Here is a 17,485-nt window from a genome sequence, read left to right as displayed (position 1 = left end):
CACGTCCGGCGACAAACCGAAAGCCCGCCCATGCTCACATGGAAGACCGCCCGGCGGATCGTCCTGCTGATAGTGCTGCTCGTCGCTGCGAACCTCGCCGGCAACTACTTCGCCGACCTCTTCGGCGCGGAACTGAAAAACAGCGGCATGATCGCCCGTTGGGGCACAGCGGCGCTTGCCATCGCCTATTGCATCCTGCTCGCCATTCCCTTCGTACCCGGCGTCGAGATGGGCATGATGCTCATGGCCATACACGGCACCTCGATCGCGCTGCTGGTCTATCTGTGCACGGTCGTCGGCCTGTCGATGGCCTTTCTCGCAGGCCGTCTCGTTCCGCTCGCGGCCATCGGGCGCCTTGCGCGTTTCCTGCATCTCGAACGTGTCGCCCTTTTCATCGACGATATAGACGCCATGGATCGGCAGGACAGGCTGGCGCGGCTGATGGAAAAGGCGCCCATCCGGGCGATCCCGTTTCTCTTGCGTCACCGCCATGTCGCCCTCGCCGTGGTGCTCAACATTCCCGGCAATTCGGTTATCGGCGGCGGCGGCGGCATCGCGCTCCTCGCCGGGTCGTCACGGCTATTTTCGACGGCGGGCTTCCTCGTTGCGGTTGCGCTGGCCGTCTCGCCGGTGCCGCTTGCCTTTTACCTCTTCGGACAACGCTTTTTCCCGCCTCTTTAGCGAAGGATCGCCGGAAAACCGGCGGCTTGCTTGACCTGATTTCTTTCGTCGGCTTATTAGTCGTTCATGAATCGCTATTACATCGAAAAGGAGGCAGAGGAGGTCACCAAGCTCCTGACGAGCCTCCAGAACGCCGCCCGTGTCGGCCGCACCCACATGGCCCGCCTGCTGCAATCCACCGGGCTTTACGCTGGTCAGGAAAGCGTCATGGAACAGCTTTCCATCGAGGACGGCCAGACCCTGGGCCAGCTCGCGACAACCCTTGGCGTCAAGCCGCCCACCGTCACGAAGACAGTGACCCGGCTCGCCGAGCAGGGCTTCGTCGAACGCCGTCCCTCCGAAAAGGACGCTCGCCAGATCCATGTCTGGTTGACGGAGGAGGGCCGCGCTGTTCTCGAACACATGCAGCGCGCCATCCGCGACGCCGAAATGCGCGCCTTCGACGGCATCAAGAAGAAGGAACGCAAGCAACTCGCGAAGGTGCTTGCGAAGATCGAGGCCAATCTCGGCGAACCGCGCACCGAAAAGCCGAAAAAGAAAAGCGGCGGAAAGAAAAAAACAAAGGCGGGCGATAAAGTCGCGAACGCCTAGGTCTCGGCCCATCGCGGCCATTCGCGGAGCCTCCGGCACGCGCCAAAACGGGGGATATTCAGATTCGATTAACCACGGCGGGACCACAAGGCGGTCTTGTCGCAGCGCCTCACGCTTGCACCGCGCGCATTCTAAAAGTATTTTAAACTGTTTAAAAATTTCGGGGGGATCGGTGGCGCAAAAAATAAAGCTCTCCACCATCGGTGAGGCATTGGGCGTTTCGACAGCCACCGTGTCGCTCGCCTTGCGTGACAGTCCGTTGGTTGCCGAGGCGACCAAGGAGAAGATCAAGGCCCATGCGCGCCAGATGGGCTATATCTACAATCGGCGCGCGGCCAGCCTGCGCACGTCGAAATCGGGCATCATCGGCGTCGTCGTGCACGACATCATGAACCCTTTCTACGGCGAGATCCTGAAGTCGATCGAAACGGAACTCGACCGTTCCCGCCACACCTTCCTGCTGTCCAATCACTACGACAATGTCGACAAGCAGCGCGATTTCCTCGACACGCTGATGCAACTCGGTGCGGACGGCGTCATCATGTCGCCGGCCATCGGCACGCCGATCGAGGATATCGACCTTGTCCTGCGCAACGGCCTTCCGGTCGTATTGATTGCGCGTTCCATCCCGAAGGCCAGCCTGCCGGTCTTCCGGGGCGACGATTCCTTCGGGATAGGCCTTGCGACACGCCACCTGATTTCGCTCGGACACAAGCGTATCGCGATGATCGGCGGCACCGACGACACCTCAACGGGACGCGACCGGTACCAAGGCTATCTGACCGCGATGAAGAAAGCCGAACTCGCGGTCAAGCCGGAATGGCGCATTCCCGGGCCGCGCACCAAGCAAGCCGGCTTCGAGGCGACGGGCGAGTTCCTGGCTCTGCCCGACAAGCCGACGGCCGCCGTTTGCTGGAACGACCTCGTCGCCATCGGCCTGATGAACGGCATCGCGCGCGCCGGCCTGACGCCGGGAACCGACATCTCCGTGACCGGCTATGACGATCTCGAGGAGGCCGCTATCGCCACGCCCGCCCTGACCACCGTCTGGAACGGACAGCCCGAGGTTGGCCGCCGCGCCGCGCGCGCCCTGCTCGACCGGATCGACGGCGTCAGCGACCAGTCGGGCACGCTCGAACTCATCCGCCCGGAACTCCATATCCGCCAGTCCACCTCGCCCGTTAAGGAACGCGCCTGACATGCCTGCAGACCTCAAATCCATCCGCATTCTGATGCCGTCGCATTTCAACGCTCACGCCGCCGCGCGCATAGAGGCGGAATTCGACGCGGTGACGATCGACGATCCCGATCCGGCGCTGATCTCGACGGAGAAACTCGCCGGCATTCGCGGCATCGCCGCCGGGCTTGGCCCGTCCTGGATCCCGGTGATCGACGCCCTTCCCTCGCTGGAAATCGTCGCCAATTTCGGCGTCGGCTACGATCCGAAATCCTCGCTGCACGCCATCGACAAAGGGGTTTGCGTCACGCACACGCCGACCGTCCTCGACGAGGAGGTCGCCGACACCGCGCTGGCGCTGCTGCTCAACACGGTGCGGGAGTTCTGGTTCGCCGAAAAATGGCTTCGCGACGGCAAATGGGAAAAAGAGGGTAACTACCCGCTGACCGGCCTGTCGCTGCGCGAAAGAAAAGTCGGCATTTACGGCCTCGGCCGGATCGGCAAGGCAATCGCACGGCGCGTCGAGGCGTTCGGCCTTTCGGTCAGCTATCACAACCGCAGCCGCGCCGCTGACGTCGATTATCCCTATTACGAGACGCTGGAAGGTCTCGCATCGGCGGTCGACACGCTGATCTGCGTCGTTCCGGGCACGCCGGAAACCCGTCACACCGTGAACGCGGCGATCCTTCGGGCACTCGGCCCGAGCGGTGTGCTCGTGAATATCGGCCGTGGAACGGTCGTCGATGAATCGGCGCTTGTCGCGGCCCTTCGCGACGGTATCATCGCCGCCGCCGGCCTCGACGTCTTCGAAGACGAGCCGCATGTACCGGCGGAACTCGCCGCCATGAAGAATGTCTGCCTGTTGCCGCATGTCGGCTCCGCGTCGCAGCACACGCGCCGCCTTATGGCCGATCTCGTCGTCGACAATCTAGTTTCCTGGTTCTCGAAAGGCGAAGCTTTGACCGCCGTGCCGGAAGCAAAGTCAGCAGGCCTGGCGAAACGGAAGAACGGCTGACCGATCGCCATCCGACGCCGACGCGCGGTCCCGATATCGCGCAACCGCCGCATGTGTTAGGCGGCTCTCATGAGTCAGATTGCAACAACGGTGCCGGAGGCCCGGCCAGGAGCCGGTATCGCCTTCATCCTGCTTGGCGTGTCGGCGATCTCGGTCAACGACATGCTTATCAAGCAATTGTCGGCGGGATACCCGCTGCATCAGATGGTGTTCACGCGCTCGCTGATCGGCATCGCCTTTTCGCTGATCCTCGTGCAACTGGAGGGCGGCATCGCAATCCTTCGCACCCAAAGACCGCTCCTGCATATCATGCGCGGCCTGGTCATCGTCGCGTCGAACCTCGCCTTCTTCACGGCGCTTGCCGTGGTGCCGCTCGCGGAGGCGACCGCCCTGTTCTTCGTCGCGCCTTTGATGATCACGCTGCTGTCGATACCGTTGCTTGGCGAGAAGGTAGGCCCCTATCGCCTCGGTGCCGTCGCCATCGGTCTCATCGGCGTGACCATCATGATGCGCCCCTGGGAAAGCGGCAGTGAGCGCCAGACAGGATTCCTGATCCTTTTACTGCCTGTCCTGGCCGCATTCACCTACGCCCTCTACCAGATCCTGACCCGCAAGCTCGGCGTGTCCACGAAGGCATCGGCGATGGGCGTCTATGTCCAGTCGATCTTCATCCTGGTTTCGCTCGCGTTCTTCCTGGTCGCGGGCGATGGCCGCTTCGCTGAGGGAACGACCAATGAGAGCGTTCGCTTTTTGCTGAGGGCGTGGATCTGGCCCCGGGGCAACGATGTCTGGCTGTTTGCAGGCCTCGGGCTGAACTCGGCGATCGTGGTCTACTGCCTCTCGCAGGCCTACCGGCTGGCCGACGCGGCAACCATCGCGCCGTTCGAATATGTCGGCCTGCCGCTCGCCGTCATGTGGGGCTGGGTTATCTGGGGCGAAATCCCGGCATCGGCTGTTTCCGTCGGCATCGTGCTCATCATGGGCAGCGGGCTTTTCGTCTTCCTGCGCGAAATGCGCAAGAACCGGAAGGCCGCCTTGGCGCACCGGGTCCATCGCCGCTATTGACGGCGCTGGAGGATCATTAGCTCCCCCTTAACCATGTTTGGCCCATAGTCTTGGCGGTTTCGCGGGAGTAACGGGCAATGATGAAGTCATACACGCATTGGATCAACGGAGCAGCCGTGATGGGCGTGCTCGCCATGTTCGCCACCGGATACGGTGCCGCGGACCCCGGCATCGACCGCATGACGACCGCATCGATCGACACACTGGCCCGCGCCGACCGCTTCATGGTGGTCGATCATACCCGCAATCACACCTGTATCGTCGCGCTGCACCGCGCCGAGGGCTACGACATCCATCGCCTCGAACCCGGCCATTGCGGCGACATGCCACGCGTGGCCGCGGCACGCACCTGGCAGGATACCGGACGCGGCAAGGTCTCCATTACCGACCACACCGGAAAGATCCTGATGCGCCTTTCCGCCAATGACGGCTATGGCTGGAACGTGGTCACGCCGAACGACATGAAGCTCACCTTCGAGGCGTTCTGAACCCTCGACTTCGGTATATTGAACATTTCGGAACGTCGTCGCAGCCGCATACGTCATGCACCGGCGATGCGCGCCTCTGCCCGCATGCGCGCCGCGTCGCCAAAAGCGCGGAAAAGCGAACCGGATGGCCCGTCCGACTTCGCCCAGTATTCGGGATGCCATTGCACGCCGACCGCGAAGCCCTTCGCATCCTTCACCGAGACCGCTTCCACGGTTCCGTCAGCGGCGGTCGCCTCCACCGCGAGGCGCGTCGACAAGACCTCTATCGCCTGGCGGTGAAGGGAGTTCACCTCGATCTGCGATGACCCGACGATCTTCGCAAGACAGCTGTCGGCCTTCACCGCAATGCCATGCGCGAGACCGAACCGCACATCCTGGTCGTCGCTCACCGGCGCGCGATGGTCGGCCCTGTCTTCGCGGGTATGGATCTCGTGCGCGATCGACCCGCCAAGCGCGACATTGAGCTCCTGGACGCCGCGGCAGATGGCGAACAGGGGAACGCCGGCGTCGATCGCGGCCCGGATCAGCGGCAGCGCCGTCGCGTCGCGTTCCTCGTCATAGGGTTCGTGATCGGGCGTTGCCTGCTGCCCGTAATTGCGCGGATGCACATTCGACTTGGAGCCTGACAGCAAAACCCCGTCCACCCGATCGACCAGCGCCGCGAAATCGACGCGATCGCCGAAGGCCGGAACGATCAGCGGCAGGACGCCCGCCGCAGCCATTGCCGCCTCCAGATAGGTCTGCGGCGTGGCGTGCCAGCGGTAGTTGTCGAAATCACGAACGTCGGCGACAACGGCGACAATCGGCTGCATGGTCGGGGCTCCTTGGGATATCGGCCCGTCTATCGACATAGCGGGCAGATTCGATGGCATGATTCTGCCTGTAATTTAAGCATCCCGCCGGCGCATTTCGACAGTTTTCAAACCCGCCGGCAAATATAGACGAATAGCGTAATTTCGCCTCCCCGCTTACGCTGGACAGGTCAAGGTAAAACTGTAAGGTACGCGCCGAGTCATGCCGTGAAACTGCCCTGTTCGGGCGCTATGCGTGACCTCAGTCCGAAAGTTATCTGGGAGGATCTTATGGATCGTCGTTCGTTTATCAAGAAAACCGGTGCGGTTGGCGCCGGCGCTGCCGCCGCTACGGCGCTGGCGGCTCCTGCCATCGCGCAGTCCACTCCAAAAGTCACCTGGCGCCTCACCTCGGGTTTCCCGAAGGCGCTGGACACCATCTATGGCGCAGCAGAAGTGTTCGCCGATGCCGTCCGCGAAGCAACCGACGGCAATTTCGACATTCAGGTTTTCGCCGCCGGTGAAATCGTCGGCACGCTGGAAGCGCTCGACGCCGTCAGCGACGGAACCGTCGAAATGACCCACAACTGCTCCTACTACTTCTGGGGCAAGGATCCGACCTTCGGTATCGGAACCGGCATCCCGTTCGGCCTCAACGCCCGCATGACGAATGGCTGGATGTATGAGGGTGGCGGTATCGACATGCTCAACAAGTTCTACGAGGGCTACAACGCCATCGCCTTCCCGGCCGGCAACACCGGTGCCCAGATGGGCGGTTGGTTCCGCAAGGAGATCAACACGGTCGAGGATCTTCAGGGCCTGAAATTCCGCATCGGCGGCATGGGCGGCAAGATCATCGAGAAGGTCGGCGTCGTCCCGCAGGGCATCCCCGGCGGCGACATCTACCCGGCCCTCGAGAAGGGTGCCATCGACGGCGCCGAGTTCGTTGGTCCGTATGACGACCAGAAGCTCGGCTTCAACAAGGTCGCGCCCTATTACTACTATCCGGGCTGGTGGGAAGGCGGCGTTGCCGTCCACAATTTCATCAACCTCGAAAAGTGGAACGAACTGCCGAAGCATTACCAGGCGACCGTCAAGAACGCGTCGGCTCTGGCGAACACGGTGATGATGGCGCGTTACGACACGCTGAACCCGAAGGCGCTCAAGGAACTCGCGGCTTCCGGAACGCAGCTGCGTCCCTACAGCCAGCCGATCCTCGAAGCCTGCTTCGACGCGGCAACGGAAACCTACGCCGAGCTTTCCGCGGAAAACGCGACGTTCAAGGAAATCTTCGATTCCTACATGGCTTACCGCCGCGAAGGTTACCTCTGGTTCCAGCTGACGGAGTACAACTTCGACACCTTCCAGATGCTCCAGCAGCGCGCCGGCAAGCTCTAGGCTTCGCCGAATATAAAAAACAAACCCGGGATGTTCGCCATCCCGGGTTTTTTATTGGCTGGCCGAGACCGCCCTCTATTTCAGCGTGGCGGCATCCTTTGCCAGGGCGACGACGCGATCCCAGTCGCCGGCAGCGACGGCATCCTTGGGCGCGACCCAGGACCCGCCGACACACAGCACATTCGGCAGCGACAGATAGTCGGAAGCGTTTTTCGCCGACACGCCGCCGGTCGGGCAGAAATTGACGCCGCCGAAAGGCGAGGAAAGGGATTTCAGATAGGCCGCCCCGCCCGCCTGTTCGGCGGGAAAGAACTTCAACAGCGAGTATCCGTCCTCCAGCGCAGCCATGATCTCGCTCGAGGTCACCGCGCCGGGCAGGAGCGGGACCGGACTGCCCTGCGCCGCATCGACGAGTTCGGGCGTCAGGCCCGGGCTGACGATGAACTTCGAGCCGGCGTCGACAGCCTCCTCGAACTGTCCCGCATTGAGGATCGTCCCCGCACCGACGAGTGCCTCCGGCACCTCGGCCGCGACGCGGCGGATGCTTTCGAGCGCGGCATCGGTGCGCAGAGTGATCTCGATTGCCGGCAAGCCGCCGGCAACGAGCGCCTTCGCCAGCGGAACCGCGTCCCCGGCGTCGTCGAGCACGATCACCGGTATCACGGGTTGACCAGTCATGATGGGAAGCAGGGCTTCGGTATTCTGCGGCATGAAACTGACCCCTTTGATTATCGCTCAACCTTTAAATCGGTTTAGACGCGCGGTCCAGACCGTTTCCGGACAATCCGCGCGACCAGCGGAAGCATATTCCGTACGAGCCGCGTCAGCCAGACCGCCTTGCCCGACATCGTCGAGCCGGGAAGCGCCGCGCGCAAGGCGGCAAGCGTCCGAGGTCCGGCGACGCCGTCGGCGACGAGCCCCTTCTCGGCCTGGAAATCCTCGACCCGGCGAGCCGTTGCCGGCCCGAACCGTCCGTCCGGCGCAAGCGGATGGCCGGCCGCCGTCAGCATACGCTGCAAGTCGGCAACATCCTCGCCGCTGTCACCGCGCCGCAGACCATTTGCCTTGTCCTTTTGCCCGCCGTCGCGCGCATGCCGGGCATAGGCCGCGGCGATCCGGCTGTCATAGCGATGCACCTTGTAGCGCGGCCCGTTATAGGCGCGTGCGAACGCCGACCAGTCGCGCGCTGCGATGACACCGATCAATCCGTTCTTCTCCAGGAAGCGCAGCATCAGCCGGACCTGCCCGGCGACGCCGGACCGGGCCTCGTCGACAAGCGATTCCACCGAACCGTAGCCAAGACTTTTCCAGTGCGAGCCCATCACCTGGCCGATCCCCCAGGAAACCGATTGCAGCGCTGCCTTGCGGTCGATCGCCATCGCCTCCTCGAAGAGACGCCAGCGCGCCAACTGCGATGCCGGGTTCTTCACCGCGCCCATCGTCGGTGATGCAAATCCCTTCGACCGCGCTTCGTTTCGTTTCCCGTCAACCACCAGCCGGTCGAAGTAATGCCCTTCGAAACGGATCAGCGGCTCTTTCCTGCCGCCGACATTGGCGAAGGCCCGGCCTCCGGATTCCACCTCCGCAATCGCCAGCAAAGCGGCAGGCTCGATCCCCTGCGCCCGGGCTACAGATTCGATTTCCTTGATTGTCGCAGTTGAAAACATCGCATCACCCCGGGTTTCGATTACTGGTCGAAAGAATGGGGGCGATGCGGAACCGGTGGATCAGATTTTCTGGCCGGGCGGCGCGCCGATCGGGAAAATGCGCCCGGATCGCGGCCCTTGCTTCATCGGAAGTGGCCTACTTATGGCCCGGACAATTGCGCGCCAGAAAGCCGCGACTTCCTGCCTGCGGATCGAAGTCGCTATCGCCGCATGCCGCTCGCGGTCTATCGATCCATCGGCGCGACGATGGACGTAATGGAGATAGGGGGTTGGCATGTCTCGATCCTCCAGATTGCTGATATCTCGATGCTGCCTGTCCGCCGCGTGCTGCGCTTGAAGGTTTCCTTGCCAATGTCTTGTGATTCTCCTGTTTGTTGGTTTCGCCCAACCTTTCCAGTCGCCCGGTCGCTTCCCCCCGTGGTATTGAAAGGCCATGCGTTACCGGTTTGGCGATTGCGAACTGCGGCCGGACAGCCACGAGCTGGTCGTCGGCGGAAACACCAGGACGGTGGAGCCGCAGGTCTTCGACATGTTGCTGCATCTGGTCCGCAACGCAGGCACGCTTGTCACGCAGGACGATCTGATTAACGCCGTCTGGAACGGGCGGATCGTGTCCGATTCCGCGATCAGCGCACGCATCAGCGCGGCCCGCGCCGCTATCGGAGACAATGGCCGCGAACAGTCCGTCATCAAGACTGTCCCGAGGCGCGGATTTCGCTTTGTCGCACCGGTGGAGACCACGGAGGAACCGGCTCCCCATTCGGCAGCATCCCGCGCCGACGAAAATCAGTGCATCCGCTTCTGCCGCGCTCCGGACGGCACGCGCATCGCTTTCGCGACCACCGGGTCGGGTTATCCGCTCCTTCGCGCGGGCCATTGGCTGACTCATCTCGAACATGACTGGAGCAGCCCCGTTTGGCGGCCTTTCCTCGATCGAATGGGTCAGGATTTCGAAGTCACCCGTTATGACCAGCGTGGCAACGGCTTGTCGGACTGGGATATTGATGAGTTTTCGCTCGATCGCTTCGTGGACGATCTCGAAGCGGTTGCAGACAGCGCCGAGCTCGGGCGCTTCGCGCTTTACGGCACATCACAGGGCGCGCCGATTGCCGTCGCCTACGCCGTTCGCCACCCCGAGCGCGTCAGTCACCTGATCCTGCATGGCGGCTACGTGAAGGGGCGCATGCTGCGCGTGAGCCGGGAAGAACGTGAACAGGGAGAAGCACTTCTGACGCTGATCCGCCACGGTTGGGGCAAGCCAGGCTCACCCTTCATCCAGGCGTTCTCTTCGATCTATATTCCCGCCGGTACGCGTGAGCAGATTGCGTCACTGACCGAGTTGCAGCGCCTGACAACCTCGCCGGACAATGCTGCACAGATCCGCGCCGCAGTCGATGAATTCGATGTCGGAGACCTGATTGACCGGATCGCCGTGCCGACACTCGTCATCCATGCACGCGATGACGGCGTGCAGCCGCTCGATCAGGGCCGCGAACTGGCTGCCGGCATAAACAATGCCGAATTCGTCATGCTGGACAGTCCGAACCATACGATTCTGGAGCAAGAGAGCGCGTTTGAGGTTCTTTTCCGCTCCATTGCCCGCTTCGTAAAGGAAGACGAGGCCCTGTGACGGCGTCTCCCCCTTGCCTCCATGCCACGACGGCATTAACCGGAAACAATGGATAAAAACCCGCGTTATACGGTCGCCGCGCTATATCACTTCGCGAAATTCGACCGCTACGAAGCCTTCAAGCCCGAACTCGAGGCCCTGTGCCTTGATGCGGGGCTGAAAGGCACGCTGTTGCTTGCCTCGGAGGGTATCAACGGCACGGTGGCCGGCCCACGTGAAGGCATAGACAGGCTGATCGCGTTCCTGCACGAGCAGCCGGAATTCGCGGAACTCGAATACAAGCTGAGCTGGGCGGAAAGCGAACCCTTCCTGCGCCTCAAGGTGCGCCTGAAGAAAGAGATTGTCACCATGGGCGTGCCGGGCACGGACCCGAAAGAGATCGTCGGCACCTATGTCGCGCCGAGCGACTGGAACGAACTGATTTCGGATCCCAACACTGTCGTGGTCGATACGCGCAACGACTACGAATATGCCATCGGCACATTCGAGAAGGCCATCGATCCGCGCACGAAGACCTTCCGCGAGTTTCCCGACTGGGTTCGCCGCCACGACAACGAGCTAAAGGGCAAGAAGGTCGCCATGTTCTGCACTGGCGGCATTCGCTGCGAAAAGGCGACCGCTTTCGTCAAATCCCTCGGTTTCGACGACGTCTATCACCTGAAGGGCGGTATCCTGAAATATCTCGAAGAGGTGCCCGAGGAGGAAAGCCTCTGGCATGGCGACTGCTTCGTCTTCGACGAGCGCGTCGCGGTCGGGCATGGGCTCGAACCCGGTGACTATTCGCTCTGCCGCGCCTGCCGGCATCCCCTGACACCCGAAGAGGCAAGATCGGAGAAGTTCGTCGAGGGTGTCTCGTGCCCGCACTGTTTCGACCAGCGCTCGGAGGAAGACCGCGCCCGCTATGCCGAGCGTCAGCACCAGATCGCGCTTGCGAAAAAGCGCGGCGAAAAGCACCTCGGCGGCTGATGCTGGACGCAACCGATACGCCGGTCTTCGCACCGGCGACGATGCAACGATCCCACGGCGCCGGCACACTCGCGATCAAGCATTCGGGCGGCCGCAGCCGCATCGACAGGCTGCACCAGTCCGGCAATGCCAAGATCCGCATTCCCCGCACGCATGGCCATGCCCTGGAAGCCGTGCTGATCAACACATCCGGCGGCATCACCGGCGGCGATACGCTGAAATGGTCACTGGACGGCGGGCCCGACACGCACACGATCGTCACGACCCAGGCCTGCGAGCGGATCTACCGTTCGACCGGCGAAACCGGGATGCAGCAGGCCGACATTCGCCTCGGCGACGGCTCCAGCCTGTTCTGGCTGCCGCAGGAGACGATCCTGTTCGATCGCGGTCGCTTCCGCCGCGAACTCGATGTGAACCTGTCGGGCAATGCGTGCTTCCTGGGGCTCGAAATTCTGGTCCTCGGCCGCGAAGCGATGGGCGAGACCGTCGATGAGGGCCATTTCCACGACCGCTGGCGCATTCGCCGCGACGGCGACCTCGTCCATGCCGACGACCTCCGCTTCGTCATCGCCCCGGAAAACGACATGGGTGGCCCCGCCCGCCTCGGAAAGAACCGCGCGATCGCGACGCTCGTCAGCGTCACGCCCGAAGATGCCGAAAGTCTCGACCTGAAAGTCACGGCAGTGCGGACCTTGCTTCGGGATACCGAAGGCGGCGCGAGCCGGATCGGCGAGGATGGCAAAGGCAAACTTGTCGTTCGCATCGCAGCGCCATCGAGTTACCTGCTCCGCAAGCAATTGATTCCGGTGATCAGGCTGTTTCTCGGCGATCACGCCATGCCCAAGGTCTGGAACCTCTAGGAGGCCTGAAGGCCCGGACTTAACGGCTTGGCAACCTTGCCTCACTACAAGATGTTGCGGATTTCCCAGGCGTAAAGGGATACGGCCATCCGCATGCAACTCGACCCCCTCACATTGATGATTCCCGGGATCATTGCGACCGCTTTTGCCGGTCTGCTGCTGTTCGGCGCATGGTTTTACAACAACCGCTCGCAGGCGCTGCTGTGGTGGGGCGCGGCAAACAGCTTCAACGCCGCCGGCATAGCGCTGATTGCCACCGGTCTTGTCACGCAACATCCGATTTTGACCGCCGTGGGGGTGGGGGTCACCACATTCGCGCCTGCCATGTTCTGGGGTGGCGCTCGGCAATTCGATAATGCATCGACGCCGGTCCTGGTGCTGATGGCAGGATTTGCCGCGTGGCTGATCATGGTCGCGTTTCCGTTCGGTCTCGACAATCAGCGATGGTCCAATTTCGCGTCCCTGGTGGCGTGGTCGATCTATCTACCTGCTGCGATCTGGGAACTCTGGCGTTCGCGCAGGGAAGCGCTTGCGGCCCGCTGGCCTCTGATGGGCTTCCTGGCCGTCCATGCGCTGGTCTTTATCGGCGCGGCAATCGAGACGATTGTAGCCCCGCCTGTCCTGAACCAGCCGCCGGCGCTCACGAGCTGGTTCGGGGTCATACATTTCGAAACCACTCTCTTTGTGATGGGCTCCGCGTTCTGCATGGTCCTGATCTGCAAGGAACGCATCGTATTGGGCTACATGGAAGCGGCGAGGGTCGATCCGCTGACCGGCACCGCGAACCGCGCGGCCTTCTTCGAGAGCGCCACACGCCTTTACCAGCGCTGTCGCGAACAGCAGGCGCCCTGCTCGCTGATCATGTTCGATCTCGACCGCTTCAAGTTGATCAACGACACGTTCGGTCATCAGGTCGGAGATCGCATCCTGCGCGATTTCGCCGATACGGTGCGGCTTTCGCTTCGGCCCAACGACCTTTTCGGCCGCTATGGCGGCGAAGAGTTTCTCGTCGTCCTGCCCGGTGCATCGATCGAGACAGCCTATGTGATCGCCGAGCGTGTCCGCTCGGTTTTTGCGTCCGGCAATGCGTCGATCGAAGGCAAGTCGATCCCGGCAACGGTGAGCGCCGGCGTGACGAGCACACATGCCGACATACCGCTCGGGGCGATGATCGAGGCCGCCGATCAGGCGATGTATTCCGCCAAACGCGCCGGCCGCAATCGCGTCGAACGCGCCGTCATCGAAGACCCGGCCGGCGATTCCAAGGTCGTCCGGATCGCCTGACCGCGCGGACCGGGAACGCTCCTCTTTCCCCTTCTCGATCCGTCTTCGCGCCCTTATCGGCAAAAACCGGTTGTTAGTTACAAACGTAACCATTACGAACGAATTGATTGCGATGCGAACCGCTCATGATACGGGAGGATGGGCGACGGCGGCATGCGATCGCATCCTCCCGCACGCTCGCCCGACCGCACCGCCAAGGATAACAAGGACGGACCGATGAAACTCGCCACCCTCGACAACGGAACCCGCGACGGCCGACTGGTGGTCGTCTCTCGCGATCTCACACGCTGCACGGACGCGACCGCCATCGCGCCCACCCTGCAGGCCGCACTCGACGACTGGGAGCATGTCGCCCCGAAGCTGGAGGCGTTGGCCGAAAGCCTGTCGCACGATGCCGTGCCGACCGAGCGCTTCCATGAGCACGACGCGCTGTCGCCGCTGCCCCGCGCCTATCAGTGGGCGGATGGCTCGGCTTACGTCAATCACGTCGAACTGGTCCGAAAGGCGCGCGGCGCAGAATTGCCCGAGAGCTTCTGGAGCGACCCGCTGATGTATCAGGGCGGTTCCGACGCCTTCCTCGCGCCCCGCGCGCCGATCGTCATGGCCGACGAAGCCTGGGGCATCGACATGGAGGGCGAAGTCGCCGTCATCACCGGTGACGTGCCGATGGGCGCGACGCCCGCGCAGGCAAAGGACACCATCCGCCTCGTCATGCTGGTCAACGACGTTTCATTGCGCGGCCTGATCCCCGGCGAACTCGCCAAGGGCTTCGGGTTTTTCCATTCGAAACCCTCCTCCGCCTTTTCTCCTGTCGCGGTCACGCCGGATGAGCTGGGCGACGCCTGGGACGGCGGCAAGGTGACCTTGCCGCTTTGCGTCGATCTGAACGGCAAGCCGCTCGGCCGCGCCAATGCCGGCGTCGACATGACATTCGAGTTCCCGGATATCGTCGCCCATGCCGCCAAGACCCGCCCGCTCGGCGCAGGCGCCATCGTCGGCTCCGGCACTGTCTCCAACAAGGACGCGGACGGCAGCCCGGGCAAGCCCGTCGCCGATGGCGGCCTCGGCTATTCCTGCCTCGCGGAAGTCCGCATGATCGAGACCATCCTCGAGGGCGAAGCAAAAACGCCCTTCATGCGCTTTGGCGACACCGTACGCATCGAGATGAAGGATGCCGAAGGTCACTCGATCTTCGGTGCAATCGAACAAACCGTCGAAAAATACGAAGGGACCGACTGATGGCCAAGCAATTCGCTTCCGCCGGCGACCTCGCCGAAAAGAAAATCTCCTTTACCGAGATCGGGCGCGACCTCTGGGCCTTCACCGCCGAGGGCGATCCGAATACCGGCGTCATCATCGGTGACGACTCGGTCATGATCGTCGAGGCACAGGCCACGCCGGAACTCGCCAACAAGGTGATCGAAAAGGTCCGCTCCGTCACCGACAAACCGATCAGCCATCTGGTGCTGACCCATTATCACGCCGTGCGCGTGCTCGGTGCCGCCGCCTACAAGGCGCCGACGGTCATCATGAGCGAAAAGGCGCGCTCCATGGTCGTCGAGCGCGGTGCGGAGGATCGTGAGTCCGAATTCATGCGTTTTCCGCGCCTGTTCATGGGCTATGACGACATCGCCAAGGTACCGCCATTGACCTGGCCGACCGCGACCTTCAACGATCGGATGACCGTCTATCTCGGCAAGCGCCGCGTCGATCTTCGTTTCCTCGGCCGGGCTCACACCGCCGGCGACATCGTCATCCATGTGCCGGACGAGAACGTCATGTTCACCGGCGACATCGTCGAGTACCACTCGGCCTGCTATTGCGGCGACGGGCATTTCAACGATTGGCCGGCGACGCTGGAGGCGATCCGCGCTTTCGACGTCGAGGCGATCGCGCCGGGCCGCGGCGACGCGCTGGTCGGCAAGGACATGGTCAACAAGGCGCTGACCAACACGGCAGACTTCGTTTCGTCGACCTACCGGCCGGTCGCCCGCATCGCCCAGGGCGGCGGCTCGCTGAAGGAAGCCTGGGACGCCTGCCGCTCGGAATGCGATCCGAAATTCTCCGACTACGCGATCTACGAGCACTGCCTGCCTTTCAATGTGGGACGTGCCTATGACGAAGCGCTGGGCATCGACACGCCGCGCATCTGGACGGCGGAACGTGACGCGGCCTTGTGGGCGGATCTCCAGGGCTGACAGCAGGAGCAAATGGCAAGACGGGAGGAGTGACCGTGGACCAGACAGTCGAAACCGGCGGTAAGAAGATCTTCGAGACGCCGCTTTACCCCTATGCGAAGTCGCCCGACCAGGAGCCTGGCGCCAACGCACACCATCCCGTGGTCATCGTCGGTGCCGGCCCGATCGGGCTCGGCGCGGCGATCGACCTCGCCCAGATGGACGTGCCGGTCGTCGTCCTCGACGACAATGACAAGGTCTCCTGGGGCTCCCGCGCGATTTGCTTCGCCAAGCGCCCGCTCGAAATCCTCGACCGTCTTGGCTGCGGCGACCCGATGGTCGACAAGGGCGTCGTCTGGAATGTCGGCAAGGTCTTTTTCGACGAGCGGCAGGTCTATGATTTCAACCTGCTTCCCGAAAAGGGACACAAGCGCCCGGCCTTCATCAACCTGCAGCAGTATTATTTCGAGCAATATCTGGTCGAACGCGCATTCGAATTGCAGCGGCAGGGCAAGCCCATCGAACTGCGTGGCGGCAACAAGGTCGTTTCCGTCACCGACAAGGGAAACGGCGTCGCGCTTTCGATCGACACGCCCGACGGTCCTTACACGATGAGCGCCGATTGGCTGATCGCATGCGACGGTGCGGGCTCGCCGATCCGCGCGATGATGGGTCTCGATTTCGTCGGCCGCGTCTTCGAGGACAATTTCCTCATCGCCGACGTCGTGATGGACGCCGATTTTCCGACGGAACGCTGGTTCTGGTTCGATCCGCCCTTCAACCGCGGCCAGTCGGCACTTCTGCACAAGCAGCCCGACGGCGTCTGGCGCATCGATCTCCAGCTCGGCTGGAACATCGACAAGGACGAGGAAAAGAAGCCTGAAAACGTCATCCCGCGGCTCAAGGCGATGCTCGGTGACGACGTGAAGTTCGAGCTGGAATGGGTGTCGATCTACACCTTCCAGTGCCGCCGCATGGAGAAATTCCGCCACGGCCACGTGATCTTCGCGGGCGACGCAGCCCACCAGGTCTCTCCGTTCGGCGCGCGCGGCGCCAATTCCGGCCTGCAGGATACCGACAATCTCTGCTGGAAGCTGAAGCTGGTGATGGACGGCCTCGCACCCGACAGCCTGCTCGAAAGCTACGATGTCGAGCGTATCCACGGCGCCGACGAGAACATCATGAACTCGTCCCGCTCCACGGACTTCATCACCCCGAAATCGGAGATCAGCCGCATCTTCCGCGACGCGGCACTGGATCTCTCCGAACGTTACGACTTCGCCCGTCCGTTGGTGAATTCCGGCCGCCTGTCGGTGCCTTGCGTCTATGACGGCTCGCCGCTCAACGGTGCGGACGCGCTCGCCGGCGGCCCGGCCCGCACACGGCCCGGCGCGCCCTGCCCGGACGCGCCGCTTGGCGACGGCTTCCTGCTCGACAAATTGGGCAACGAATTCCAGTTGCTCGCCATCGACGCGGATATCCCCGACCAGGTCGAGGATGGCGGCATCGCCGCGACCGCTCTGCGTATCTCCGCCGCCGACGATGCGAGCGGCGATCTCGCGGCGCGCTATCTCGGCGACGCGGGCTCGGCTGTCTACCTTTTGCGGCCCGATCAACACGTGGCGGCCCGCTGGCCGTCCTTCGATGAGGCGGCGGTGAAGACCGCCATCCGCACCGCGACCGGGAGGGCATGAC

17 protein-coding genes are annotated in these 17,485 nt (G+C 62.9%); 14 read left to right on the top strand and 3 right to left on the bottom strand.

The features are described from left to right. Positions 1-30: 30 nt before the first annotated feature. The 6 genes from ACQK2M_RS06205 to ACQK2M_RS06180 all read left to right on the top strand — a co-directional run bounded on the left by ACQK2M_RS06205 (position 31) and on the right by ACQK2M_RS06180 (position 5,017). On the top strand, positions 31-681 hold the full coding sequence (locus ACQK2M_RS06205) for a hypothetical protein (RefSeq protein ID WP_425417082.1): 651 nt from the start codon (positions 31-33) through the stop codon (positions 679-681). Positions 682-747: 66 nt separating this feature from the next. Continuing rightward, positions 748-1,272 (top strand): MarR family winged helix-turn-helix transcriptional regulator, encoded by a 525-nt coding sequence (locus ACQK2M_RS06200; RefSeq protein ID WP_425417081.1) that lies wholly within the window; start codon positions 748-750, stop codon positions 1,270-1,272. Positions 1,273-1,444: 172 nt separating this feature from the next. Beyond that, positions 1,445-2,470, top strand: coding sequence for a LacI family DNA-binding transcriptional regulator (locus ACQK2M_RS06195; protein WP_223478233.1), 1,026 nt, complete (start codon positions 1,445-1,447; stop codon positions 2,468-2,470). Between the two features lies 1 nt (position 2,471). After that, a complete protein-coding gene (locus tag ACQK2M_RS06190; RefSeq protein WP_425417080.1) occupies positions 2,472-3,464 on the top strand; it encodes a 2-hydroxyacid dehydrogenase in 993 nt (330 codons plus the stop codon). Positions 3,465-3,533: 69 nt separating this feature from the next. Then, on the top strand, positions 3,534-4,529 hold the full coding sequence (locus ACQK2M_RS06185) for a DMT family transporter (protein ID WP_425417079.1): 996 nt from the start codon (positions 3,534-3,536) through the stop codon (positions 4,527-4,529). 77 nt (positions 4,530-4,606) lie between these two features. Then, positions 4,607-5,017 (top strand): hypothetical protein, encoded by a 411-nt coding sequence (locus ACQK2M_RS06180; RefSeq protein ID WP_425417078.1) that lies wholly within the window; start codon positions 4,607-4,609, stop codon positions 5,015-5,017. A 53-nt stretch (positions 5,018-5,070) separates the two neighbouring features. Here the strand turns inward: ACQK2M_RS06180 and ACQK2M_RS06175 are convergent, their stop codons facing one another. Beyond that, positions 5,071-5,829 (bottom strand): gamma-glutamyl-gamma-aminobutyrate hydrolase family protein, encoded by a 759-nt coding sequence (locus ACQK2M_RS06175; protein ID WP_425417077.1) that lies wholly within the window; start codon positions 5,827-5,829, stop codon positions 5,071-5,073. Positions 5,830-6,099: 270 nt separating this feature from the next. Between ACQK2M_RS06175 and ACQK2M_RS06170 the strand changes: the two genes are divergently transcribed. Further along, positions 6,100-7,206 carry a TRAP transporter substrate-binding protein gene (locus tag ACQK2M_RS06170; protein ID WP_223478228.1) on the top strand — a complete coding sequence of 369 codons (1,107 nt, stop codon included), beginning with the start codon at positions 6,100-6,102 and terminating at the stop codon, positions 7,204-7,206. A 75-nt stretch (positions 7,207-7,281) separates the two neighbouring features. On the opposite strand, the gene ACQK2M_RS06165 is transcribed toward ACQK2M_RS06170, so the two are convergent. Together ACQK2M_RS06165 and ACQK2M_RS06160 are read right to left on the bottom strand one after the other, a co-directional pair. Then, a complete protein-coding gene (locus ACQK2M_RS06165) occupies positions 7,282-7,917 on the bottom strand; it encodes a 2-dehydro-3-deoxy-phosphogluconate aldolase (protein ID WP_223478227.1) in 636 nt (211 codons plus the stop codon). 41 nt (positions 7,918-7,958) lie between these two features. Beyond that, a complete protein-coding gene (locus ACQK2M_RS06160; protein WP_425417076.1) occupies positions 7,959-8,873 on the bottom strand; it encodes an N-acetylmuramidase domain-containing protein in 915 nt (304 codons plus the stop codon). A gap of 433 nt (positions 8,874-9,306) precedes the next feature. Between ACQK2M_RS06160 and ACQK2M_RS06155 the strand changes: the two genes are divergently transcribed. The 7 genes from ACQK2M_RS06155 to ACQK2M_RS06125 all read left to right on the top strand — a co-directional run bounded on the left by ACQK2M_RS06155 (position 9,307) and on the right by ACQK2M_RS06125 (position 17,484). Beyond that, complete coding sequence (locus ACQK2M_RS06155; protein ID WP_425417075.1) at positions 9,307-10,503, top strand: alpha/beta fold hydrolase; 1,197 nt, start codon at positions 9,307-9,309, stop codon at positions 10,501-10,503. Positions 10,504-10,551: 48 nt separating this feature from the next. Beyond that, positions 10,552-11,469 (top strand): rhodanese-related sulfurtransferase, encoded by a 918-nt coding sequence (locus ACQK2M_RS06150; RefSeq protein WP_425417074.1) that lies wholly within the window; start codon positions 10,552-10,554, stop codon positions 11,467-11,469. Continuing rightward, positions 11,469-12,329, top strand: coding sequence for an urease accessory protein UreD (locus ACQK2M_RS06145; protein ID WP_425417073.1), 861 nt, complete (start codon positions 11,469-11,471; stop codon positions 12,327-12,329). Before ACQK2M_RS06150 ends, ACQK2M_RS06145 begins: the two co-directional genes overlap by 1 nt. Before the next feature lie 93 nt (positions 12,330-12,422). Beyond that, a complete protein-coding gene (locus ACQK2M_RS06140) occupies positions 12,423-13,613 on the top strand; it encodes a GGDEF domain-containing protein (RefSeq protein ID WP_425417072.1) in 1,191 nt (396 codons plus the stop codon). 216 nt (positions 13,614-13,829) lie between these two features. After that, a complete protein-coding gene (locus ACQK2M_RS06135) occupies positions 13,830-14,852 on the top strand; it encodes a fumarylacetoacetate hydrolase family protein (RefSeq protein WP_425417071.1) in 1,023 nt (340 codons plus the stop codon). Next, positions 14,852-15,811 carry an MBL fold metallo-hydrolase gene (locus tag ACQK2M_RS06130; protein ID WP_223478220.1) on the top strand — a complete coding sequence of 320 codons (960 nt, stop codon included), beginning with the start codon at positions 14,852-14,854 and terminating at the stop codon, positions 15,809-15,811. Before ACQK2M_RS06135 ends, ACQK2M_RS06130 begins: the two co-directional genes overlap by 1 nt. A gap of 35 nt (positions 15,812-15,846) precedes the next feature. Continuing rightward, the gene (locus ACQK2M_RS06125) at positions 15,847-17,484 is read left to right on the top strand and encodes an FAD-dependent oxidoreductase (RefSeq protein ID WP_425417070.1); all 1,638 of its coding nucleotides are present in this window, start codon (positions 15,847-15,849) and stop codon (positions 17,482-17,484) included. The last annotated feature ends 1 nt before the right edge of the window (position 17,485 follow it).

Source organism: Oricola indica, assembly GCF_965227485.1.
Classification (GTDB): domain Bacteria; phylum Pseudomonadota; class Alphaproteobacteria; order Rhizobiales; family Rhizobiaceae; genus Oricola; species Oricola indica.
Note: the sequence above shows the minus strand (reverse complement) of the source record. Positions and strands in the feature narration are given on the sequence as shown.